Raw genomic sequence first — 22,390 nt, forward strand, 5'->3', positions numbered from 1 at the left:
TTCACGCCCCCAGCAGGCTCTGGCCGCAGACGCGCACGACCTGGCCGTTGACCGCGCCCGAGCCGGGGTGGGCGAGCCAGGCGGTGGTCTCGGCGACGTCGACGGGCAGCCCGCCCTGGGCCAGGGAGTTCATCCGGCGGCCGGCCTCCCGGATGAACAGGGGGACGGCGGCCGTCATCTTGGTCTCGATGAAGCCGGGCGCGACCGCGTTCACCGTCACCCCGTGCTCGGCGAGCGCGCGGGGCGCGAGGGCGCGGACCAGCCCGGTGACGCCGGCCTTGCTCGCGCCGTAGTTGGTCTGGCCGGCGTTCCCGGCGATGCCCGCGATGGAGGCGGTGGCGACGATCCGGCCGTCGCGCCGGAGCGCCCCGGCCTCCAGCAGCGCGTCGGTGGTGCGCAGCACGCTCGCCAGGTTCACCTCCAGCACCGGACTCCAGCGGTCCTTGGGCATGTTGACCAGGCGCCGGTCGCGGGTGATGCCGGCGTTGTGGACCAGCACGTCCAGCCCGCCGGGGAGCGCCTCGGCGATCCGGGCGCCCGCGTCGGCGGCGGTCATGTCGAGCAGCAGCACGCTGCCGCCGATGCGTTCGGCCACCCGGCGGGCGTCCTGCTCGGCCTGCGGGACGTCGAGGACGACGACCTCGGCGCCGTCCCGGGCCAGGGTCTCGGCGACGGCCTCACCGATGCCCCGCGCGGCGCCCGTCACCAGGGCGGTGCGTCCGGTCAGCGGGCGGTCGGCGTCCTCGGCGGCGGGGCTCTCCTGGTCGCCGACGGTGACGACCTGGCCGCTGACGTAGGCGGACTTGGGGGAGAGCAGGAAGCGCAGGGTGGACTCGGCCGCGTCCGCGTCGGTGAGGCGGACCAGGTTCACGGTCCTGCCGCCGCCGGTCTCCTTGCCGAGCGAGCGGGTGAAGCCCTCCAACGCCTGCTGGGCGGCGGCCTGATGGTGGTCAGCGAGGTCGAGCGGGGCGCCGAGCACCACGATCCGGCCGCTCTCGGCGACCGAGCGCACGACGGGGTGCAGGGCGGCGTGCACCTCGGCGAGGTCCTCGACCGTCCGCACCCCGGTGGCGTCCAGGACGACGGCGGCGGGCTTCCCCGCGGCCTCGTCCGTGGGGAGCCCGGTGCGGGCGAGGACGGGGGCGAGGCCGAGGCGGGAGGTGCCCGCGGTGAGGTGGAGCAGCCCGCCGTCCAGGGCCGGTCGCTCCGCCGACCAGCGGCGCAGCGGGGCGGGCCGGGGCAGTCCCAGCCGGCGCGTGAGGAAGCGGCCCGGCGCGGTGCCGGTGAAGCTCAGATAGCGGTCGGCCATCGGGGACTCCCAGGTGTGCGTGCGAGAGGGCTCACTCAGTGCTTACTCTGGAGTAAGGTTACCGGAGGTAAGCCTATGTCACGGTTGAGGAGCAGGTCGAGATGAGCACCTTGAAACCGGCCGCGGCGCGGCGCGTCGCGGTCATCGGCGGCAGCCGCGTCCCGTTCGCCCGCTCCGACGGGCCCTACTCCACCGCCTCCAACCAGGAGATGCTCACCACCGCCCTGGACGGCCTCGTCGAGCGGTACGCGCTCGAACAGCCGGGAGCTGTGGGTGAGTTCGTCGCCGGGGCGGTCCTCAAGCACAGCCGCGACTTCAACCTCGCCCGGGAGACGGTCCTCGGCTCACGCCTGGACCCCCGCACCCCCGCCTACGACATCCAGCAGGCCTGCGGCACCGGACTCCAGGCGGTGATCGCCGCCGCCAACAAGATCGCCCTCGGTCAGACCGAGGCCGCGGTCGCCGGCGGCTCCGACACCGCGAGCGACGCGCCGCTCGGCGTCAACGACGACCTGCGCAAGGTGCTGCTGGAGGCGCGCCGCGCCAAGTCGTTCGGCGCCCGCCTCAAGGCGCTCGCCAAGGTGCGCCCCGGCCACCTCGTCCCCGACATCCCGCGCAACGCCGAGCCGCGCACCGGACTGTCCATGGGCGAGCACGCCGCCGTGACGGCACACGCCTGGGGCATCAGCCGGGAGGCGCAGGACGAGCTGGCGGCGACCAGCCACCAGCGGCTGGCGGCGGCGTACGAACGCGGACTGTTCCAGGACCTGGTGGTGCCCTTCCGAGGCCTGGCCAGGGACCAGAACCTGCGCCCCGGCTCCACGGTGGAGAAACTCGCCACGCTCAAGCCGGTCTTCGGCCTCGACCGGCCCGAACCCACCATGACGGCGGGCAACTCCACCCCGCTCACCGACGGCGCCGCCGTCGTGCTGCTGGCGAGCGAGGAGTGGGCCGAGCAGCGCGGCCTGGAACCGCTGGCCTACCTCACCGCCCACGAGACCGCGGCAGTGGACTTCGTGCACGGCGACGTCGCGGACGGCGAGGACGGCCTGCTGATGGCACCGGCATACGCGCTCCCGCGCATGCTGGAGCGGGCCGGGCTGGGCCTGGACGACTTCGACCTGATCGAGGTCCACGAGGCGTTCGCCTCCCAGGTGCTGGCCACCCTGGCCGCCTGGGAGAAACGCGGTCTGCCGCCCGTCGACCGGACCCGGCTGAACGTGGCCGGGTCGTCCCTGGCCACCGGACACCCCTTCGCCGCCACCGGCGCCCGCATCGCGGCGACCCTCGCCAAGCTGCTGGCCGAACGGAACGCCCCCGGCCGCGGGCTCATCTCGGTCTGCGCGGCCGGCGGGCAGGGCGTCACGGCGATCCTGGAGCGGCCCTGAGCAGGACCGCTGCGGCCCCGTTCGGGGGCATACCTGAGTGACCCTCACGTAACCCCCGACACTGCACACGCTTGATCCCGGACCCTTGCCGGACCCGCACGTACCCCTCACGCCAGGGCCGTACGATCCCCGCACCGACCGGTGGCGGACCGAGCCGTGGACGCCACCGGTGAGCGCCTCGGCGTGCGAGGCACGTACGTCGTGGCGCCCCCGCAGTTCGCCTGCACGCCCCAGGAGCCGCCCGTGTCCACCCCGCACCAAGCCACCGCTCTCGACGACGACGTCCACGGGGCGCCCGTCCTGGTCAGGCCGGCCATCCGGAGGCTGGACGGGGCCGTCCGGGAGGCGTCCGTACCGCCGTTCGCGCAGCCGGTGCGGCACGGGTCCCTGGCCGACCTGCCCTTCGACAACGCGAGCGTGGCGCCCGGGGACGTCGTCCTCAGCCGCAAGACGGCCGACGGCTCCTGGCGCGACGTCACGGCGGAAGGCTTCGCCGCCGAGGTCCTCGCCGCCGCGAAGGGACTCGTCGCCGAGGGGCTGATGCCGGGCGACCGCATCGCCGTCATGGCCCGCACCGTCTACGAGTGGACGGTCCTCGACTTCGCCGCGTGGGCCGCCGGCCTCGTCACGGTGCCCGTCTACCCCACCTCGTCCGCCTACCAGGCCCGCTGGATCCTCCAGGACTCCGGCGCCGTCGCCGTGATCACCGAGACCTCCGCCCAGGCCGCCGCGCTCGGCCCGGAACTCCCGCACCTGCCCGACCTGCGGCACGTGTGGGTCATGGAGAAGGGCCACGTCGACGCCCTCGCGGACGCCGGCAGTCACATACCCGACCATGAGGTGGAGGTGCGCCGGGGCATGCTCGGTCCCGACACCCTCGCCACCCTCGTCTACACCTCCGGCACCACCGGCCGCCCCAAGGGCTGCGCCCTCACCCACGGCAACTTCTTCGCCGAGGTCGACAACGCCGTCGAACTGCTCTACCCCGTCTTCCGTGACCGGACGGACGATGAGGCCTCGGTACTGCTGTTCCTGCCCATGTCCCACGTGTTCGGGCGGATGGTCGCCATCGCCTGCGTACGGGCCCGGGTGCGCCTCGGACACGCGCCCAGCCTCGCCGCCGAGGACCTGCTGCCGGACCTGGCGAGCTTCCGCCCCACCTGCCTGCTCACCATCCCGTACATGCTGGAGAAGGTCTTCAACAGCGCCCGCGCCAAGGCCGAGTCGGGCGGCCGGCAGTCCACCTTCGACCGTGCGGCGACGGTGGCCCGCCGCTACGGCGAGGCCCTGGAGGCCCGCCAGTCCGGCACCGGCGGCGGCCCCTCCCGCTCCCTGAGGACGGCCCGCGCCTTCTACGACCCGCTGGTCTACCGGAAGATCCGCAACGCCATGGGCGGCAAGGTCCGCTACGCCATCTGCGGCGGCTCCCCGCTGGGCCGCCGCCTGGGCGCCTTCTACGCCGGGGCCGGCATCGAGATCTTCGAGGGCTACGGACTCACCGAGACCACCGGCGCCTCGACCGTGACGCCCCCGCTGCAGCCCCGCCTGGGCACGGTGGGCTGGCCGCTGCCCGGCACGAGGATCCGCATCGCGGCGGACGGCGAGGTCCTGGTGGCGGGCGAACACGTGCTGCGCGGCTACTGGGACCCGCAGGCGGGCGGAGTCGTGCCCGCCACCCGGGACGGCTGGTTCGCCACGGGCGACCTGGGCGAGCTGGACGACGACGGCTACCTGACCATCACCGGCCGCAAGAAGGAGCTGATCATCACCGCGGGCGGCAAGAGCGTCGCTCCGGCCCCGCTGGAGAACTGGCTCCGCTCCCACCCCCTGATCTCCCAGGTCATGATCCTCGGCGACGACCGCCCCTACGTGTCCGCCCTGATCACCCTCGACCTCGACGGCGTCACCCACTGGCGCCGCATGAACGGCAAGCACCCGGTCCCGGCGAAGCTCCTCGTCGACGACGAGGAACTGCTGGCGATCCTGCAGCGCGCCGTCGACGAGGCCAACAAGATGCTCTCCCGCCCGGAGTCCATCCGGCGCTTCGCCGTCCTGCCGGAGGACTTCACCGAGGAGGCCGGCCATCTGACGCCCTCGATGAAGCTGCGGCGCGCGGAGATCCTGCGGGACTTCGCGGACGACGTGGAGGCGCTGTACGCGCGGTGACGGTCAGGAGGCGGGTCCGCCCGGCGCGCGGGCGACCAGGAAGGCCTGCGGGGTGGGCTCGCCCTGCCGGGTGTCGGCCTCCCGGACGGTCCGCTGTACGAGGGCGAAGCCGGCCGCCTCCATCAGCTCCGCGATCCGCTCCGGTCTCATCCGGCGGAAGTCCAAGGTGACCGGGTGCCCCCACGGCCGCTCGTGCCGGCGCGGCTCGTCACCCATCTGGAACGCCACCAGCAGATGGCCCCCGGGCGCCAGCACCCGGCGGAACTCGGTGTACACGGCGGGCAGGTGCTCCGGCGGGGTGTGGATCGTCGAGTACCAGGAGACGAGGCCGGCGAGGGCGCCGTCGGGCAGGTCGAGGCCGAGCATCGAGCCCTGCTCGAAGCGCAGTCCGGGGTTCTCCCGGCGGGCGATCGCCAGCATCGACGAGGACAGGTCGACGCCCTGGACGTCCAGACCGAGCGAGGCGAGGTACCCGGTCACCCGGCCGGGACCGCATCCCACGTCGGCCACCCGGGCGCCCTTCCCGACCAGCTCGGCGAACCCGGCCAGCAGGGCCCGGTCCAGCGGTGTGGCGGCGGGGAGGTCCCGCAACATCACGGCGTAGTCCTCGGCGATCGCGTCGTAGAAGGCGCGGGTGGCGAGGACGTGCTCCGGCTGATCGGTGTCCGCGGGTCGGCTGGTGGTCATGGGTCCGGACCCTACCGGCCCCCACTGACAACCCTCAGGGCGTGCGTGGCGCCCCCATGCCGAGGTCGCGTCCCCTCCCGCTACGCCACCCCCACGGCCCGCAGCACCGCCGTCGTCGCCGCCGCGCCGAGGACGACCAGGACGAACGGCGCCCGGCGCTGACTACATGGTGTATCGCGGGGATGTGCCGCACCGCTATGAGGCGCTGGAGTCCGGGACGAAATACGTGCTGATCATGCAGCACGTCTGAAGGGGGCGCGCTGGGGCGAATGGGGCCGGCCTCGGGGGCGTACGGCGAGAACCTCGGGGGCGTGCGGCGAGAATGCGCCGGGCATTCACCGGGCCGTATCCCAGGCGTTCCCGGGGGACCAAGGGTGATCGGGGGCGATCGGGCGGGGATGATCAGCCGGGGGTGATCAGACGGCGGTGATCAGATGGAAGTGATCAGGGACGCCCCTGACCGGCTCCGGAGAAAAGGCAGGAGCCCCTTTCGCCTCGCGGCGTGGGGCTCCTTGGGTACTGCTAGTCGTTCCCGGATCGGAGGATCAGGGTCAGGCCGGGGTGACGTTCTCCGCCTGCGGGCCCTTCGGGCCCTGCGTGACGTCGAAGGTGACCTGCTGGTTCTCCTCGAGGGACCGGAAGCCGGTCGCGTTGATCGCGGAGTAGTGGACGAAGACGTCGGGGCCGCCGCCCTCCTGGGCGATGAATCCGAAGCCCTTTTCGGCGTTGAACCACTTCACGGTTCCGGTAGCCATAAGCCCTCCTTGGGCCCAAAGGGTTGCCCTGCTCCAGAACCAGCAAGTGTGAAGACTATTCCGCACAACTGCATCCGTCTGAGAACGACGAGAGCCCGCGGTCACATGCTCCGCAGGCTCTGTACTGCAAGGGAAACCAAACTGCAACTTGCGAGGAGCCTAGCACGCAGGGGCCTGATCGCAATAGAGGCCAAGATCACGTCACCCGAATGTTTGCAGGCCCCGTTCGTCACGCCAGTGCGTTCGATCCGGCCGGAATTGCGGCGTCCGGATGGCGCGCTACTGGGCGGGGGCGACGGCCGCGCCGACCGGGACAAGGTCTAGCCTCACGATGTGGACAATCCTCGCACCCGGCCGCGCGTCGGCCACATCCAGTTCCTGAACTGCCTGCCCCTGTACTGGGGGCTCGCGAGAACGGGCACGCTCCTCGACTTCGAGCTGACGAAGGACACCCCGGAGAAGCTCAGCGAGCAGCTGGTGCAGGGCGACCTCGACATCGGGCCCATCACCCTGGTCGAGTACCTCAAGCACGCGGACCAGCTCGTCGCCTTCCCCGACATCGCCGTCGGCTGCGACGGCCCGGTGATGTCCTGCGTGATCGTCTCGCAGGTCCCGCTGGACCGGCTGGACGGAGCGCGGGTCGCCCTCGGGTCGACCTCCCGCACCTCCGTACGGCTCGCCCAGCTCCTCCTCGCCGAACGGTACGGAGTGCGGCCCGACTACTACACCTGCCCGCCCGACCTGAGCCTGATGATGCAGGAGGCGGACGCGGCCGTCCTCATCGGTGACGCGGCCCTGCGCGCCAACATGGTCGACGGCCCCCGCTACGGCCTCGACGTGCACGACCTGGGCGCGCTGTGGAAGGAATGGACGGGCCTGCCGTTCGTCTTCGCCGTCTGGGCGGCCCGCAAGGAGTACGTGGAGCGCGAGCCCGCGCTCACCCGCAAGGTGCACGAGGCCTTCCTCGCCTCCCGCAACCTCTCCCTGGACGAGGTCGACAAGGTGGCCGAGCAGGCGGCCCGCTGGGAGGCCTTCGACCAGAAGACCCTCGCCCAGTACTTCACCACCCTCGACTTCCGCTTCGGCGCCCCGCAGCTGGCGGCGGTCGCGGAGTTCGCCCGCAGGGTCGGCCCGACGACGGGCTTCCCGGCGGACGTACGGGTGGAACTGCTGCGCCCGTGACGTGACGGTTCCGACGGCCGCCCGCCCGCGGCCGTCGGACGCCGCTCGGTCGGTCCGGTTCCTCCGCCGGGGCCGGCCACTACGCTGCGGGGTGACAACGGCGTAGGGGCGTGACGACGGGGGAGGGGTGGCGCCATGCGGCCGCTCGATGCTGACGAACCCACGGTCGTGGGGCCCTACCGGCTGCTCGGCCGGCTCGGCTCGGGCGGCATGGGCCGGGTCTACCTGGGCCGCAGCGCCGGGGGCCGCACCGTCGCGGTGAAGATCGTGCACCCCCACTTCGCACTCGACGAGGAGTTCCGCGCCCGCTTCCGGCGCGAGGTGGACGCGGCGCGCCGGGTGGGCGGCGCCTGGACCGCGCCCGTCCTGGACGCCGACCCCGACGCCCGGGTCCCCTGGGTCGCCACCGCCTACGCGGCCGGGCCCTCCCTCACGGCGGCCGTCACGGACGTCGGCCCGCTGCCCGAGCACACCGTACGGGCCCTGGGCGCCGGGCTGGCCGAGGCGCTGACGGCGGTGCACGGCCTGGGCCTGGTGCACCGGGACGTGAAGCCCTCCAACGTGCTCCTCACCCTCGACGGCCCGTTGCTGATCGACTTCGGCATCGCGCGCGCCACTGGGGGCACCTCCCGGACGAAGTCCGGGGGAGGAACGGCGTCCCTGACCTCGACCGGCGTGTCGATCGGCTCGCCCGGCTACATGTCACCCGAGCAGATCCTCGGCAAGGGCGTGACCGGCGCGGCGGACGTCTTCTCCCTCGGCGCGGTCCTCGCGTACGCGGCGACGGGAGCACCGCCCTTCCCCGGCGACTCCTCGGCGGCGCTGCTCTACCGGGTGGTGCACGAGCCGCCCGAGCTGGACGGGCTCACCGGCGACCTGCGCGAGCTGACCGAGGCCTGCCTCGGCAAGGACCCCGCCGCCCGTCCGTCACCGGCCGAGATCACCCGGCGCCTCGTCCCCGAGGGCGGCGCCGCCCGTCTGGTGTCGGGCGGCTGGCTGCCGGGCGCCCTGGTGGAACAGGTGAGCCGGTCCGCGGTGAGCCTGCTCAACCTGGAGGCGACGGGCGCACCGGCGGACGGTGCGGCGTCGGGCCCGGTGGGCTTCAGCAGCCCGTCGGTCGGCGAACACACGGTTCCGGGCGGGGCGCAGGGGGCGGCGGTCGGAGGGCCGCCGGCCGGAGGAGGGTCCGTCCCGGCCTCCGGGGCTTCGCCGGGCGGGGCTGCGGCGGCTTCCGGCCCTTCCGCGGGTGGGCCGGCGGCCGGGGACGGAGCCGCGGCGGGTGTGTCCGTCCCGGCTCCCGGAACACCGGCGGGCGGGCCGTCGTGGTCCGGGGCCGGCACCGGCACCTTCGGGCCGCCGCCCGTCATGCCACCCGTCATGCCACCCGTCATGCCACCCGTCATGCCACCCCCGGACGGGGCGAAGACGGACGCCGGAGTGCCGGAGCCGCGCCACGCCCCGGATCACGGACCCGCCGGGGCCGGTGCCCCGCACCCGCCCACCCAGCCGGGGGACCGGCGCGGCGGCGAGCCGGGCAGGCTGTCCGTCTCCGTATCGGCGGCCTCCACCCCCGGCGCCGGAGGCCGGGGCAGACGGGTCAGCTGCACGGTCGCCCTCGCGGTGGCGGGCGCGCTGGCGGCGGTGACCGTCGGCTCCGTGTTCGTGTTCGACCTGCTGCCGGGCCCCCCCGGGCGCGGGGGAGCCGATCAGGGCCCGAGCGGCGCCCGGCCCTCCCCCTCCGCCTCCGCGCCCTCCGGCACCGTGCCCGCCGCCTACGTCGGCACCTGGGAGGGACAGGCCAGCTCCCGGGAAAGCATCACCATCCCGCTCGGCACGTTCCGCGTCACCCTCCGGGAGGCGCGGGTCGGCGAGCGGGTGGGCACCCTGCGGCACACGGACATCTTCGGCGGGATCTGCGACGACGTTCTGACCCTGAAGGAGGTCACCGCCCGGCGCATCGTCACGACCTCCGTGGGCGCGCCCACCAACCGCGACGTCTGCAACCAGGCGCGCCACACGGTCCTGCTCACCCCGGTCGGCGACGACCTGGTCTACGAGTCGGACAGCAAGGACTCGGGACGGCCGAAGGCCCGGCTCTCGAAGATCGAGTAGCCGGGCCTCCGGGTCACGCGGGGAAGTCGCTCACCCCGGGACGACGACCGTCCGCAGCTCGCCGTCACCGAGGTGCAGCATGCCCTTGCCCGGGGCGATCTGCCCGCCGACCGTCCCGCGGGACAGCCGGACGCCGATGAGGTCCCCGCTGGAGGTCTCCTGCGGGGAGAGCAGGATGCCCCGCCGCGCCTTCTTCGCGTCGACCTGCCAGCCGGAGAAGCCGCTGCACACGTCCTCCTCGTCACCGGCGATGACGAGGGCGAGCCCGCGTTCGGAGCCCCGGGAGACCAACTTCTTCAACTGGCTCTCGGCGTCGCAGTCCTCGAGGATCTCGCCGTCGTCGACGAGCACGGCGATCGGCTCCTCCAGGGACGCCTCGTCGACCAGCTCCTCGAACTCGTCCTCGTCGATGTCGTCGCCGGTGAACACCTTCAGCACACCCTCCGCACCGTCCAGCTGCCGCAGCGGCGACTGGCGCGGGGCGGCGATCACCAGCCGCGTCCCCTGCGCCAGGAACGACTGGGCGAAGTTCATCAGCACCGTGGAGCGGCCCGACTTGGCCGGACCCGCGATCACGAACGCCGGTACGCCGTCGGCGAGATCGGGCCCGAAGCCGACGATCTCGTCACCGCCGATGCCGGCCAGGCCGTACAACTTGGACCGCGACGCCTCCGGGTCGCGCATCTCCCACGCCTCGGGGAAGGCGATCCGGCTCGGCAGGCTGTCCACCCGGAACGGCCGCCGCGTGCGCGGCACTTCGGCGTCCCGCGCGGCCGCCGCCTCGCCGATGGCGGTCAGCGCCGCCGCCTGCCCCTGACCGGTGGTGTCCTCGGCGAGCAGCGCGAACTGCGTCTCCGTACCGGCCTCGTTGCGGAAGGCGCGGCCCGGCGGGATCTCCTCCGGCACCTTGCGGGTGGGGATGCCCAGCGAGGAGAAGTCGCTGCGGTCGGCCAGCCGCAGACCGTACTTGTCCTCCGTGAGGCTCGCGATCCGGCCCACCAGGAGCGTCCGGTCGCCGGTCAGCACCAGGTGGATGCCGACGCTCGCGCCCTCCCGCATCATCGTCTGCAGTTCGTCGGTCAGCGAGCCGTGGTCGATCTCGCCGAGCGTGGGCACCCAGCCCTCCCAGCGGTCCAGCAGCACCACGATGTGCGGCAGGCGCTCGTCCTCGGCGACCGCGGCCCGCTGCTCGCCGATGTCCGCGAAGCCGGCGTCCGCCAACAGGTCCTGGCGGCGCGACAGTTCGCCTTTGAGGCGGTTGACGAGCCGGATCACCCGCTCGGTCTGGTTACGCCCGACGACCGCCCCGCAGTGCGGCAGCCGGGTCAGCGCGTTGAGCGCGCCGTTGCCGCAGTCGATGCCGTACAGGTGGACGTCCGCCACGGAGTGGGTGCGGGCCAGGGAGCCCGCGATGGTGCGCAGCACCTGCGACCGGCCGCTGCGCGGGGCACCGCCGATCATCAGGTGACCGAAGGAGGAGAAGTCGACGACGACCGGACGGCGGGCCTGGTCGGACGGCAGGTCCTCGACACCGAACGGCGCCGGCGGCAGCGTTCCCGGCGCGGGCGCGTACACCGGCACCTCGACGTCGTCGAGCAGCAGCGTCTCGTCCAGGGCGGGCAGCCACGGGCTGTGCTGGGCGGGGATGCCGAGCGTGCGGTTCGCGTCGCGGACCGCGTCGACCAGCACCTTCAGGTCGGTGATCTCCTCGTCCTCACGCGCCTCGGACTTCGGCTTGGTGAGCGCCGCCCGGCCCAGGTCCTCCCAGGTGAGCGGACCCACCCAGGGTGCGAGGGCGGCCGGGTCCGCGGCGCCGGGCCGCCGGCCGCCGACCCGTCCCGACTGGAACGGCACGAGCGAGGCGTGCCCCAGCCGGGCGTAGGCACGGCCGGGCGTGCTCTTGGAGATGTGCCCGGCCTCCGGGGAGTCGATGACGTCCGTCGACTCACCGGCGTCCGTCACCCGCAGCGCGATGCGCAGGTTGGTGTTGGCGCGGATCTCGGGGGAGACGACACCGCTCGGCCGCTGGGTGGCGAGCAGCAGGTGGATGCCGAGGGAACGTCCTCGCTGGGCGATGTTCACCAGGCCGGTGACGAAGTCCGGCAGGTCACGCACCATCGAGGCGAACTCGTCGATCACGATGAGCAGCCGTGGCACCGGCGGGTGCGAGGGGTCGCGCCGCACCAGGTCCTGGTAGTCCTCGATGTCCTTGGCGTCGGCGGCGGCCAGGATGTGCTCGCGCCGCTTCAGCTCGGCGCCCAGCGACTCCAGGGCGCGCTCCACGAGATGGGCGTCAAGGTCGGTCACCATGCCGACGGTGTGCGGGAGTTTGACGCAGTCCTTGAACGCCGAGCCGCCCTTGTAGTCGACGAGGACGAACGTCATGTTCTCGGGGGTGTTGGCGACGGCCAGGGCCGCGACGATCGTCTGCAGCAGCTCGGACTTACCCGAACCGGTCGTACCGGCGATGAGGCCGTGCGGTCCGTCCTTGCGCATGTCGATGCCGAACGGCCCGTCGTACGACTCACCGATGACCGCGAGCGTCGACTGCCCGCCCATGCGCCAGCGTGCGGCGATCGCGTCGCTCGTCGGCGGCTCCAGCTGGAGGACGTCCAGCAGCCGGCTGGACCCGGGCAGCGCCGAGTCCTCGGTCTCCCCGCTGATGTCGCGCAGCGGGGACAGGGAGCGGGCGAGGCGCAGACACCATGCGGGGGTGACGAAGTCCGGCCGTACGTCCTTGATGCGCTCGGCGCCTGCCTCCTCGACGCGCAGCCGCAGCTTGTCGGGCGTCTGCTGGGCGCGGCCGGGCTCCGGGGAGCTGCTGTGCCAGGCCTGGAAGGAGGGGAAACCACCGGCCACGGCCGGCTGGGCCGCGCGGTCGGCCTGCTGCTGCTCCAGCTCCTCCGGGCGGGGCTCGGCGACGACGAAGGCCTGGCACTCGCCGGGCAGGAACCGCTCCTCGGCGTCCAGGCACAGGGCGTACATGGACACCGAGGGGCCCTCGCGGAGCAGCCGCACCACGCCGGGCAGCGACCGCAGCCGCCGCGAGCCGTCCCACACGACCACGATGTCGGGGTCGCTGAACGTCGTGCCCTGGGAACGGTTCTGCTCGGCGGCCTTCTTACGGGCGTCGAGGATCTGCGTCAGCTCGCCGATGCGGGCGCCGACCGTCTCGGCGTCGGTGCCTATGAGGACGTTCACGTCGTGGCCGCCGGAGGGGCGGGCGTGCGGCAGCCACCGCACCCAGTCCCAGGACGGCTGCGCGGAGTTCTCGCTCAGCACGTAGAACTGCACGTCCATCGGGCTGTGCAGCGCGGCGGCCTGGCCGACGGCCCACCGCCCCAGAGCCCGCGCCGAGTCGCCAGGGCCGGCCACGCCGATGACGCCGAGCCCCCGCAGGTTCAGTGCGACCGGGGCGTCCTCGATCTTCCAGGTGACTTGGCGCCGGTGGTCGTCCTGCTCGGGGTCGTCGAGCACCACCTCGGACGGCAGGCGTCCGGTGCCGAACCGCAGCAGCAGATGGTCGCGGTCGGTGCGCCGCCGCTCCCACAGCCGGGTACGTGGCCCGGTGCCCATCGACAGCACGGTCGCCGGGTCGGGGATGGCGTGCCGGCGGTCGTTGCGCTCCTGGACCAGCGCATCCTGGGCGTCCTTCTCGATCCGCTCCTTCTGCTCCTTGTACTCCTCGACCTGCTTGGCGTGGGACTTGCGCCCGTGCTTCTTGTCGTTGAAGTAGTTGGCGAAAAGGAGGATGGGGCTGAGCCCCGCCATGATCAGGTAGTACCAGCGCTGGAAGATCGTCACCATGACGACCGCGCCGACGAGGGGCGTCAGCGCCATGAGCCAGGGCAGCGGCCGGGCTTCGTACTCGCGGGGCTTGGAGGGCAGCCGGAAGTTCGTCTGCCGCTCCGGCCGGCGAAGGCGGGGCGGCCGGTTGTAGTCGAGGCCGACGCCGTCGTCGGACCACTTCAGGGCGGCGTTGGGCGGGGTGTAACGGGTCAGCTCCAGCAGGGTGTTGCCGAGGCCGATCTGACCACCGAGCGGCCAGTCGAAGCGCTCACCGCGACGCGCCGGGGTCTCGCCGCCGTCCGCGCGCGCCTTCTTCCTCTTCTTGGCTTTCCTGGCCTTCTTCCTGCGCTTGCCGTCCTTGGTCTCGCCCGTCTCGTCGTCGCCGCCGTCCGCGGCGTCCTCCTGGGCCTCGGCGATGGGCCTGCCGTCGAGGGTCACGTCGGCGTCGTCGCCGTGCACGACGACCTGGCAGGTGCCGTCGGTCGCGACGGAAAGGGTCAGCGCGCGGGCCTCGACCTCGGGGTCGTCGATCCGGACGTACGAGGCGTTGCCGCTGCCGATGTCGTAGCGTCCGACGCCGAGCCGGTGTACGAACCCGGCGGCCGGCCCGCCGACGATGCCCAGCTCGACGAGCCCGGTGGGCTCACCGGGGAGACATCCGGAGGGGTCCTGGAGGGACACGACGGCCCCGTCGCGCAGGGGCGACCCGACGACGGTGGCGGTGGAGTCGACGGCGTACCCGTCGACGTACACCAGTGGCGCGTTCCCGGCGGGCGCCTGCCCCTGGTGCCCGATCGGGATGACCTGGGCGCCGCCGGCCCCGACCTGCGAGGCGAGCTCGCGCGCGATGTCCCCGACGGTCGACTCGGGATCGGCATCGAGTACGACATCGGCGGCGTCCCCGCCGTACGGATCGACGACGGTCAGAGTCAGGCGCACGCTTGTCCTCCCCAGGCCCTGTGGCCGCTTCCACCCCGCGGCTCACAGTCCCGCCGACGATATCGGCTCCACCGCCGTCGAAGGCAGTCGGGGAGCGGGCCGCATTCCCGGCAGCAACGGCACACACGACTTGTGAACGTTGCCTTCACAAGGTGGGGATGTGGCAGCCGAGTTCACCCCCGTAAGCTTCTGCCGCAAGAGCGGACGGACACACCGGTGGGCCACGGCGGCCCCTGAGCCGCAGGGGGCGCGACGGCAGGCCGGCAGTTCCGCAAACAAGGGAGCCACGGGGGTTGGCCCTGCGGCGTTGCGAGAGGAAGCGGCTTCATGGCCAAAGACCTTGACATCACATACCAGGACATGCGGGAGGCTGCCAAGCATGTCGTGAAGGAGAAGGAAAAGCTTCAGGAGAAGCTGGACGGCCTCCGCAAGTACATCAACAACCTGGTCAACTCCGGTTACGTCACGAAGAGCTCCTCCAAGGCCTTCGACGAGAACTTCGACGAGTTCACCAACGGCGCGAAGACCACGCTGGACGGTCTGGACGGCATGGGCGACTACCTGACCATGGCGGCGGACAAGTTCGAGCAGATCGACGACGAGCTGGCGAAGGCGGCGCGGAAGTAACGCGTCCCGACAAACAGCTCTTCACGGTGCGGCGGTCCCACGGGCCGCCGCACCGCCGTGAGCGAAACGCAATCTCAACAACGGGGACACTATGAGTGACTTGTCTGCCGATTACGCGACTTTGAACCGCGTCCGGCACAACCTGGACCACATAGCCGAGCTGATGAAGAAGCCCGGCCGGGAGATGGAACAGGTCACCGGCGATGCCATGGGAGTGCCGGAGCTGGCCAAGCGCATGGACGACTTCGGCGACGAGTGGTCCTACGGCATCAAGCAGTTGACCAAGTTCTCGGAAAAGGCGTCCAAGGCGCTGCTGAAGGTGAAGGAGTCCTTCGAGGAACTGGACCACGAACTGGCTGAGGCGGGCCGTAGAGGGGGCACGGGCAAGGGGGGCGGCAAGTAGCCATGGCTGAAGCGAAAGCGGCTGACTTCCCGGCGCTGGGATTCGTCCCTTGCCCCGGTGACCACACAGTGGCCGACGACGTGGCCAAGACCGTCCGCAGAACGGCGAAAGCGCTCGTCGAGATCTGTCAGGTTCTGCACGGGACCGGTGTCGGCGACTGGGAGGGGAAGGCGGCCAACGCGTTCCGGGAGAAGTTCGACGACGAGTTCCGCCCGCGTATGGACGAGGCCCGAGACTCCTTCGGCGCCGCGTCCACCGCCCTGGAGGACTGGGCGTCCTACATGGAGAGGAAGCAGGGCGCCGCCGTACGGCTGGAGGCCCGTGCGGCCGCCGTCGATGAGCAGCTGGGCAAGGCGCGGGAGAAATCGGACAAGCTCAAGAACGCCGGCGATGACGAGGCCAAGGACGCCGACGACCACGAGGAGAAGCTCAAGGCAGCCGGCCGGGCGGTGAACGCCAAGGAGGAGGAGCTGGAAGAGTTTCGCCGCGAGGGCCGCCGCATGGCCAAGGCGTACCGGGAGTACGGCAAGGACATCGCCGAGAGGCTCAAGAAGGCGATGGACATCGCGCCGAACGAGCCCGGTATGTGGGACAAGCTCGGTGACGCCATCAAGGATCTCGGCAAGGCGCTGGCCGACCTGCCGGGGCAGGTGGGTGATGTCCTTTCCGCCGTCGGCGACTGGATCAAGGAGCACGCGGACTGGATCGGCGTGGCAGCCTCGGTGCTCGGTGTGGTGGCCATCTTCTGTCCGGCTTTGGCTCCACTGGCCATCGGACTGAGCGCCGTGGCTTTCTTCGCGCATGCCGCCAAGTACGGCCGGAGTCAACTGTGGCCGCCCACAGGGGCCAACATCGGCAACTGGCTCACGCTCGGCGGTGACGCACTGGGCATGGTGCCTGGTTTCGGCGCCGCGAAGGCTGGAATCCTGGCCGGAGTCAAGGCGGGACGCGGGGCGAGTGGCGTCGCCGCAGGTACCCGGGTCGGCATCAAGACAGGCTCCGCAGTGGCGAAGAATGCGATGAAGGCTGCCGATCCTGTGGCTGCCGTGATCGACAAACCGATCATGGCTGCCGCCGCCAAACTGGGCGTGGCGCGCGGCACAGCCTTGACGGTCACAGAGGGGGTTCAGGCTGCCTCCCAACTTGCGTGGACGGCGCCCACCGCCATCAACACCTACGAGACGAGCGTCGGTCGTCAAGACGCAGCTACCTGGGGAACAGGAGTGGGTAACGTCGTCACCGGTTCGGGCGGCGGCAAGTTCGGTGGAATTGTGGCCGTGGGCAGCACCATTGGCCTGGGCGCCTGGGAGCTGACGGACTGATGACGACCGCAGTCGATTCGACGGCAGCCGTCGACGACACTCCTGACCTCTGGTTCGAGCTGCCTCCGGGGTTCATGAAGTTCGATCTGGCGGAGGACTCACAGGCACGTGTCCTGCGCATGGCGGAGGTTGCTGATGCGTCCTTCCCGGGCGCCACAGCCGAGCAGAAGCTCAGCCTCGTGGTGTCGAGCGAGTACATCCTCCAAACCATGGTCGCGGCTGGTGCCGAGCATGTGTCGAGCTGCCTGCTCCGCATGCCTAGGGATGAGCTCTCCCAGGGCACATTCTTCGTGATGATCGAGCGACCGGAGACCGGGCCGCAGAGCCAGGACCGTAAGGGTTCTGCCTCCCGCACGGCCGAACAGTGGCGCAGCATGTACCCGGATGCCGAGGTCGGCCTTGTCATGCTGCCGTACGGCATCTCGGCGCTCTGTATCCGTGAGCAGGAACTGCTGATCCCCGGGGTCCTCTTCGGCATCGACGAGCCGGTTCCTGCCACTGTCCGACAGGCTCAGTTCAATCTGCCGTTGAAGACCGGGCCCGGATCAGCTCTGTTCGTCTTCATGACCCAGGACGTCGACCACTGGGGCGAGTACCTCGACCTGCTCAGCGGCATCATGATGTCGGTCTCCACGAAGGAGCCGGGTGCATAGAGGCTCCGAAGTAGTGCGAGCCATGTGGCAGAAGGACGGAGTAACGAGCATGAACGACGTGTCAGCACCCGGCGACGGGAACCGGGGCAGGCGGGCGCGGCAGCCTGTATGGCTGGCGGTAGGCGTTACCTGCTACGTGCTCGCTGTGATCACCAGCATGTATGTTCTCGCGGCCGAAGCCAGCACCGCGGTTCAGATCCCGCTGTGGGTGGCGCACGGTGCGCTGCTCATCGTTGCCATCAGGAAGTTCGGAGCCCGAGAGTCCAGTTCGTATGCGGCGCTCTTCATCGTGGTTGTATCCGCGATGTCAGTATGGGTCGCGGACATTGCCCGGGACGATCTCACGTTGCAGCAGCGGGGCGAGCAAGTGGTCGCTACGGTGGTGAGTGAGCGGCTCTCTCCCGTACAGGGACGCAGTGGCAGTAATTCTCTCTACACGCTGCAGCATGAGGACGGCACGCGTGTCCCCGGGCCTGAGATGGAAACGACGTCGGATCTCTACGACGTGGGCGACGTGCTGACAGTCATCGAGGACCCTGAGGCGGATCTCCGGCCACAGGCGCCGGGGCAGGCTGACGCCACAGCGGAACTCCTCAGCGCTGCGGGGCTCGCACTAGCAGCCGTCGGCTCGGTCGTGTGGATGGCTTGGCGGGGAGCGCGTGCCGAGACGACCACTGCAGAGGCCGTGGTCGCAGGCAGTGCACAGCGCGAACAGGAAGAGCGGCTGCGGACGGCGCTGAGTACGTACCCTGCTGACCGGCGTGGCTACATCAAGATCTCCCCGGGGGAGTTTCCCGGTCTTTCACACGGCCGCGCGGCTCGCATCGCGTGGGAAATGGGGCTGAAGGCGGAGGCGGTCGGCAACCGAGGGTCGTGGCGCTTCGCGGAACAGGTCGTCAAGGAGGCGCCGCACGAGTGACCCGGGCGGCGTCTACGTCCTAAGGCGGGCTCGCATGGGCGTCAGGGGGCTGACCAGGTTCAGGCTCAGTGGCATGAGGGCGCTGGACGGCGCCGGACAGAGGTTCTCTCAACCGCGTTGCTGTCAAGCTGACCAGCATGATCCTGGGAAGGACGGCCCGGGCTGCGGTGATCGACGGCAAGAAGATCACGGCCGTCGTCAAGGGAGCGGGTGTTTCGTCACAAGGTTTGACTCGCCAAGGTTGATGCGGCTGTGGTCTGCTCAGCGGTTATGCATGGCCCCCCTGTGGTTGAGATAGCGAATTCCTGACAGCCCAACGAGGCTTGTGGCCACCCCTAGCCAAAGCATCCACTCACCTTGAAGCAGGGCGAACGCCAGCGCGTAGAGGAGGTAGAACGCCAGCGCGATCCTGAGGAACATGCGCTCATCGGACAGTGTCGCCCAGTCGGCCGGGCGTCGCGCCAGCCAGATGAGAATCACTGGTGTGACAGAGCACACCAACCATTCCCAGGTGGGCATGGGTAGCAATTCCTCCCCGAAGATGTCCTTGGTGAAGGGGCCGGCCAGCACTCGGAACACGGCCAGGAGGAAGGCCACCTTCACTCCCGCGACACAGTAGGAGAGGAAAGGGACTTTCTGGCCATCTGCCTCGATCTCACGAGGTTTCGTCATCGTCCGAATTCCTTCACTGCTGTGACCGTCATGCCATCCTTCATTCTGCTGTAACCATCTCGGTGGCGGAGTTCGCTTCCCTGTCTGTCACGTTCAACGCAGTGTCGACAATTCATGAGCCCTAGGCCACGTCTGTGTGGGCGCTGAGCTTGGCTGACGTTGGAGGCGAGTTCGGCGCTCTTGGGTACATGTCAAAGAGGGCCATGGTCTCCTGTGTCGCCGGTCAGGCCGGTTCCTCGGGCATGGCTTCGAGGGGATCGGTGAAGGAGACGGTCTGCAGGAGTGCCGACATCAGGCGGTACACCGACGCCCAGTGCTCCATGGAGGCCGTGTGGAGGGTGAACACGGCAGTGTACGGGCCCGTGGGGAACGGGACGTGTACCTGGATCTGACCGGTGAGGAGTTTCGTCTCCTCACCGGTCGCGGTCATCTCGGGATTGAGTAGGTACTCGCGCACGCTGATGCAGGACACCGCCGGTCCGCAGGGCAGGTCGAGCCAGACCGCGTCGTTGTAGGGGTCGCCGGAGAGCGCGGTGAGGATGCCCTGGGCCACGACGTCCGTGTCGTCGCCGGCGTGGTCGGTCTGGACGATGCCGACGGTGAAGGCGCACTGGACGACGCCGTCGGAGGGTTCGTGCCTCACGGGTTCGTCCGTGAGGGGGGTGCCGTCGGTGGCATCGTCCGCCGCGGAGAACAGGCCCATGGCGGCGTAGGAGAGGCCGGCGGCACCCACCATCTCGGCGATGGCCTCGTAGTAGGGGGCGGCGGGCTCCCAGATGTTCGAGTCACCGCGGGAGTAGAGCTCGCGCACGAAGGAGCGGGCGCGTTCCGTGCGCTCCTCCGGGGTCGCGGCGATCGGGAGGGCGAAAAAGCCCTCAGGGGCGACGAACCACAGAGGGGGGAGGGCGTCGGGGGACGGATTGAGGCGCGGGGCGGGTGTGCTGCCGGGGGCGGTGGGCATGGTGCGGGAGCCATTCGGGTGGGAGGAGGATCAGGTGAGGAAATCCTGCGGGTGATATTCAGTGATAGGGATTTCGGTCCCGTCGTCGTCCATGAGGCTGTTCAGGCCCGGATGGCCGAACGTCGCGTCCGTTTTGCTCGGCGCGAGTACCTCGATGCGGAAACAACCGCAGGAGTTGCGCTTCACCAGGGGCGCCTGAGCGTCCGGTCCCTGACGCGCGGCGATTTCCTCAGCGGTTTTGCGCTGGGCAGGTGAGAGTGAGCGGAGGGGGATGAAATCCAAAGGCTCGATCAGGTATCGGGTCAGCCGCTCCCGTGCTCGGCTGCTTACTCTGCACCACGAGCCGTCGGTGAACACGATCTTCGTGTCCAACCCGGTTTTGAAGTTGCGAAGCTCGACCTTCTCGATCGCAGTACGAGGGACTTCCCACAGGAAGTCGTCATGGATGAAGTCGTGGGCTCCCTTGATGAAGTCGAAGCCCACGACGACGAGGCGACGGTCGGTGACGACTGCATGTGTCCGGCAACCGTCGGTGCGGGCGCGGGCGGGGTCGAGTTGCCAGGGAAGCGTGCGGGCGACAGTGTCCGGAGCAGCCCACATGACCGGGAAGTCGTCCACCTCGTCGGCTCGGTCCTCGGGAGTGTCGGTGCCCGGACTCGAACCTGGTGTGCCGTTGACCCTTCCTCCGTGCATGGAAAGGAAAGTGCCGATCGCCATCCCTGTCGCCACGACCGCACCTCTGAGGATCTGCCGGGCGGTGGATCCCGACGCCGAGCGAGCCTCGTACAGCGGCCCTGGGGGCCACCCCTCCAGGTCGTTCTGGATGTCGTTCCGCGCGGTGTCGCGAAACCATCGCATGCCGCTGACAGGGGCGGCCGCTCCCGTAGCGAAACTGATGGGCGCGCGGGCGACGAGAGTTTCACCTGGATCGGGCTGCCAGAGTTCCATTTCGGGGCTTTCCTCTTCTCGTGGACGGCGCGATCTCAATCATCGGTCACATGTCCGTAGATCTTGGGAGCGACCTTGAGGCCGGCATCGAGAGCCATGCCGCCTGCGCTGAACGGATCGATCTTTGCCCCCAGGAGATTGGCTCCCTTGGTGCCGATGAGCTGTCCTTGGTGGTATCCCTGGTACGCGAGTCCTCCGAGACGAGACATCGCTCCGCTGCCGGCGTGCGCGACTTGATGCACCTCGCTGGCCATTCCGCCGATCTTGATGAGTCCTGCCTTGCCCAGCCCCCCCGACATGGCCGATGACTCTTTGCCAAAGGCCAGGAGGACCCGGGTCGGTCCCATGGGGGTCGCGGTGAACCCCTTTCCGAGCTTGCTCGCGGTGGTCGCGGCTTTGCTCGCCCCCACCACCTTGATCCCCTTGCCGAACAGCCCGATCCCCGGCAGCAGGCCCACCGCGTCGAGTCCCACCTGCAGCCAGCTCACATCCGCCCCGGCCGCCTTCGCGACGCCGTGCGCTGCCAAGGACAGCCCGGAACCGATGAGAGCAGCCGTGCCGAAGATGGCCGCGAGGGGCGGGAACGGCAGGGTGACGATCGCGAGCATGCCGAGTACGGCGGTGACGTCACTGAGCACGTCACCGATCACCTTGATCAGGTCGGCGTGCTCCTTGAGCCAGTCACCGGTTGCGTCCCACGCGTCGGCGATGCTCTGGCCGAGTTTGTCCCAGAACCCGGGCTCGTTGGGCGCGATGTCGGCGGCCTTGTCCAACTCCTTGCCGATACGCGCGGCGGCCTGCTTGTAGCGTTCCTCGAGCCCGTGAACTTTCTGGATCACCTCGTCGACGTCACTGGCGGCCGTGGCGAGGTCGTCGCTGCCTTTGCCCTTGGCCTCTTTCTCGGCCGTGTCCTTGGCGTCAAGGGCTTTGCCGGCGGCCTTGTCCAGCCGGGCCGCCTCGTCCTGGAAGTCCGCGAGTTCGTTGGACCAGCGGTGGAGGGCGCGTGATGCCTTGCCGAAGGACTCGTGGCTTTTGCGGACGAGGGGAGTCACGTCCTGCCCTACGTACTCGGTGAAGGCGACCGCGGTCTTGCCCTTCCAGGCCCCGCACTCGATCCGTTCGAGCTGGCGTACCGCGGTGCCCAGTTCGCTCGCCAGCGAGCCGAGACGCTTGGCAAGCTCCCGTGTGTCCTCCACGCTGCCCGGTGTCGGGTTGCGCCCGATATTCGGGTAAGGGGCCTGCGGGCCGGTCACGTCACTTGCCCTTCTTCTTCAATTTGAGGGACTGCGCGAGCTCCAGGTCCAGGTCACCGAACGTCTTGCCGATGGTATTGATCATCTTGACCGCACCGTGCGTGTGCTTGCCCAGCTGCTTGATGCCGTAGCCCCACTCGTCGGCGAAGTCCTGCACGTCCTCGACGAGTCCGCTCTCGCCGACGGCAGAGGCATCCGTGCCACGGAGACTGCGGCGGGCGTCCTCCATGCGGTCGCTGATGGACGAGAAGGTCTTCTTCAGGCTTTCGAAGACGGTGTCTTCGAGGGTCAGGTCGCTCATGACG

18 protein-coding genes and 2 pseudogenes are annotated in these 22,390 nt (G+C 70.3%); 10 read left to right on the top strand and 10 right to left on the bottom strand.

Annotation, left to right across the window (positions count from 1 at the left end; genetic code table 11):
- Position 1: 1 nt before the first annotated feature.
- Positions 2-1,309, bottom strand: coding sequence for a 3-oxoacyl-ACP reductase (locus B100_RS0103310; RefSeq protein ID WP_024883049.1), 1,308 nt, complete (start codon positions 1,307-1,309; stop codon positions 2-4).
- Positions 1,310-1,410: 101 nt separating this feature from the next.
- Here B100_RS0103310 and B100_RS0103315 point away from each other — a divergent pair, with 101 nt between their 5' ends.
- Positions 1,411-2,697 carry an acetyl-CoA C-acetyltransferase gene (locus B100_RS0103315; protein WP_024883050.1) on the top strand — a complete coding sequence of 429 codons (1,287 nt, stop codon included), beginning with the start codon at positions 1,411-1,413 and terminating at the stop codon, positions 2,695-2,697.
- A 243-nt stretch (positions 2,698-2,940) separates the two neighbouring features.
- Positions 2,941-4,863 carry an AMP-dependent synthetase/ligase gene (locus B100_RS0103320; protein WP_024883051.1) on the top strand — a complete coding sequence of 641 codons (1,923 nt, stop codon included), beginning with the start codon at positions 2,941-2,943 and terminating at the stop codon, positions 4,861-4,863.
- Between the two features lie 3 nt (positions 4,864-4,866).
- On the opposite strand, the gene B100_RS0103325 is transcribed toward B100_RS0103320, so the two are convergent.
- Positions 4,867-5,550 carry a class I SAM-dependent methyltransferase gene (locus B100_RS0103325; protein WP_024883052.1) on the bottom strand — a complete coding sequence of 228 codons (684 nt, stop codon included), beginning with the start codon at positions 5,548-5,550 and terminating at the stop codon, positions 4,867-4,869.
- Between the two features lie 80 nt (positions 5,551-5,630).
- A pseudogene (locus B100_RS37465) lies at positions 5,631-5,708 on the bottom strand (AzlD domain-containing protein); the annotation flags it as partial.
- A 2-nt stretch (positions 5,709-5,710) separates the two neighbouring features.
- Between B100_RS37465 and B100_RS37470 the strand changes: the two are divergent.
- A pseudogene (locus B100_RS37470) lies at positions 5,711-5,800 on the top strand (DNA-binding protein); the annotation flags it as partial.
- Between the two features lie 301 nt (positions 5,801-6,101).
- Here B100_RS37470 and B100_RS0103335 read toward each other — a convergent pair.
- The gene (locus B100_RS0103335; RefSeq protein ID WP_006133199.1) at positions 6,102-6,305 is read right to left on the bottom strand and encodes a cold-shock protein; all 204 of its coding nucleotides are present in this window, start codon (positions 6,303-6,305) and stop codon (positions 6,102-6,104) included.
- Positions 6,306-6,638: 333 nt separating this feature from the next.
- Between B100_RS0103335 and B100_RS0103340 the strand changes: the two genes are divergently transcribed.
- Both B100_RS0103340 and B100_RS0103345 read left to right on the top strand, forming a co-directional pair.
- Positions 6,639-7,487 (top strand): menaquinone biosynthesis protein, encoded by an 849-nt coding sequence (locus B100_RS0103340; RefSeq protein ID WP_024883053.1) that lies wholly within the window; start codon positions 6,639-6,641, stop codon positions 7,485-7,487.
- A 135-nt stretch (positions 7,488-7,622) separates the two neighbouring features.
- Complete coding sequence (locus B100_RS0103345) at positions 7,623-9,599, top strand: serine/threonine-protein kinase (RefSeq protein WP_024883054.1); 1,977 nt, start codon at positions 7,623-7,625, stop codon at positions 9,597-9,599.
- A 30-nt stretch (positions 9,600-9,629) separates the two neighbouring features.
- On the opposite strand, the gene B100_RS0103350 is transcribed toward B100_RS0103345, so the two are convergent.
- Positions 9,630-14,327 carry an FtsK/SpoIIIE domain-containing protein gene (locus B100_RS0103350; RefSeq protein ID WP_024883055.1) on the bottom strand — a complete coding sequence of 1,566 codons (4,698 nt, stop codon included), beginning with the start codon at positions 14,325-14,327 and terminating at the stop codon, positions 9,630-9,632.
- A gap of 327 nt (positions 14,328-14,654) precedes the next feature.
- On the opposite strand from B100_RS0103350, the gene B100_RS0103355 reads away from it, so the two are divergent.
- The 5 genes from B100_RS0103355 (at position 14,655) to B100_RS33620 (ending at position 18,251) form a co-directional block, all read left to right on the top strand.
- Positions 14,655-14,954 (top strand): WXG100 family type VII secretion target, encoded by a 300-nt coding sequence (locus B100_RS0103355; protein WP_006133193.1) that lies wholly within the window; start codon positions 14,655-14,657, stop codon positions 14,952-14,954.
- Positions 14,955-15,045: 91 nt separating this feature from the next.
- On the top strand, positions 15,046-15,357 hold the full coding sequence (locus B100_RS0103360; protein WP_024883056.1) for a hypothetical protein: 312 nt from the start codon (positions 15,046-15,048) through the stop codon (positions 15,355-15,357).
- 2 nt (positions 15,358-15,359) lie between these two features.
- Entirely contained in the window at positions 15,360-16,679 is a 1,320-nt protein-coding gene (locus tag B100_RS34765) for a putative T7SS-secreted protein (RefSeq protein ID WP_024883057.1), read from the top strand.
- Positions 16,679-17,332, top strand: coding sequence for a hypothetical protein (locus B100_RS0103370; protein ID WP_024883058.1), 654 nt, complete (start codon positions 16,679-16,681; stop codon positions 17,330-17,332). Before B100_RS34765 ends, B100_RS0103370 begins: the two co-directional genes overlap by 1 nt.
- A gap of 49 nt (positions 17,333-17,381) precedes the next feature.
- On the top strand, positions 17,382-18,251 hold the full coding sequence (locus B100_RS33620) for a hypothetical protein (RefSeq protein WP_158686698.1): 870 nt from the start codon (positions 17,382-17,384) through the stop codon (positions 18,249-18,251).
- Positions 18,252-18,512: 261 nt separating this feature from the next.
- On the opposite strand, the gene B100_RS0103385 is transcribed toward B100_RS33620, so the two are convergent.
- The 5 genes from B100_RS0103385 to B100_RS0103405 form a co-directional block, all read right to left on the bottom strand.
- Positions 18,513-18,923, bottom strand: a complete 411-nt coding sequence (locus B100_RS0103385; RefSeq protein WP_024883059.1) for a hypothetical protein — start codon at positions 18,921-18,923, stop codon at positions 18,513-18,515.
- 223 nt (positions 18,924-19,146) lie between these two features.
- Complete coding sequence (locus B100_RS0103390; protein ID WP_024883060.1) at positions 19,147-19,884, bottom strand: hypothetical protein; 738 nt, start codon at positions 19,882-19,884, stop codon at positions 19,147-19,149.
- 30 nt (positions 19,885-19,914) lie between these two features.
- Entirely contained in the window at positions 19,915-20,832 is a 918-nt protein-coding gene (locus tag B100_RS0103395; RefSeq protein ID WP_024883061.1) for a hypothetical protein, read from the bottom strand.
- Between the two features lie 35 nt (positions 20,833-20,867).
- Positions 20,868-22,085: an enoyl-CoA hydratase/isomerase family protein gene (locus B100_RS0103400; protein WP_024883062.1), complete on the bottom strand. Its 1,218-nt coding sequence runs from the start codon at positions 22,083-22,085 to the stop codon at positions 20,868-20,870.
- Between the two features lies 1 nt (position 22,086).
- Positions 22,087-22,386, bottom strand: a complete 300-nt coding sequence (locus B100_RS0103405; RefSeq protein WP_024883063.1) for a hypothetical protein — start codon at positions 22,384-22,386, stop codon at positions 22,087-22,089.
- Between the last annotated feature and the right edge of the window lie 4 nt (positions 22,387-22,390).

This window comes from Streptomyces sp. CNH189 (assembly GCF_000527195.1).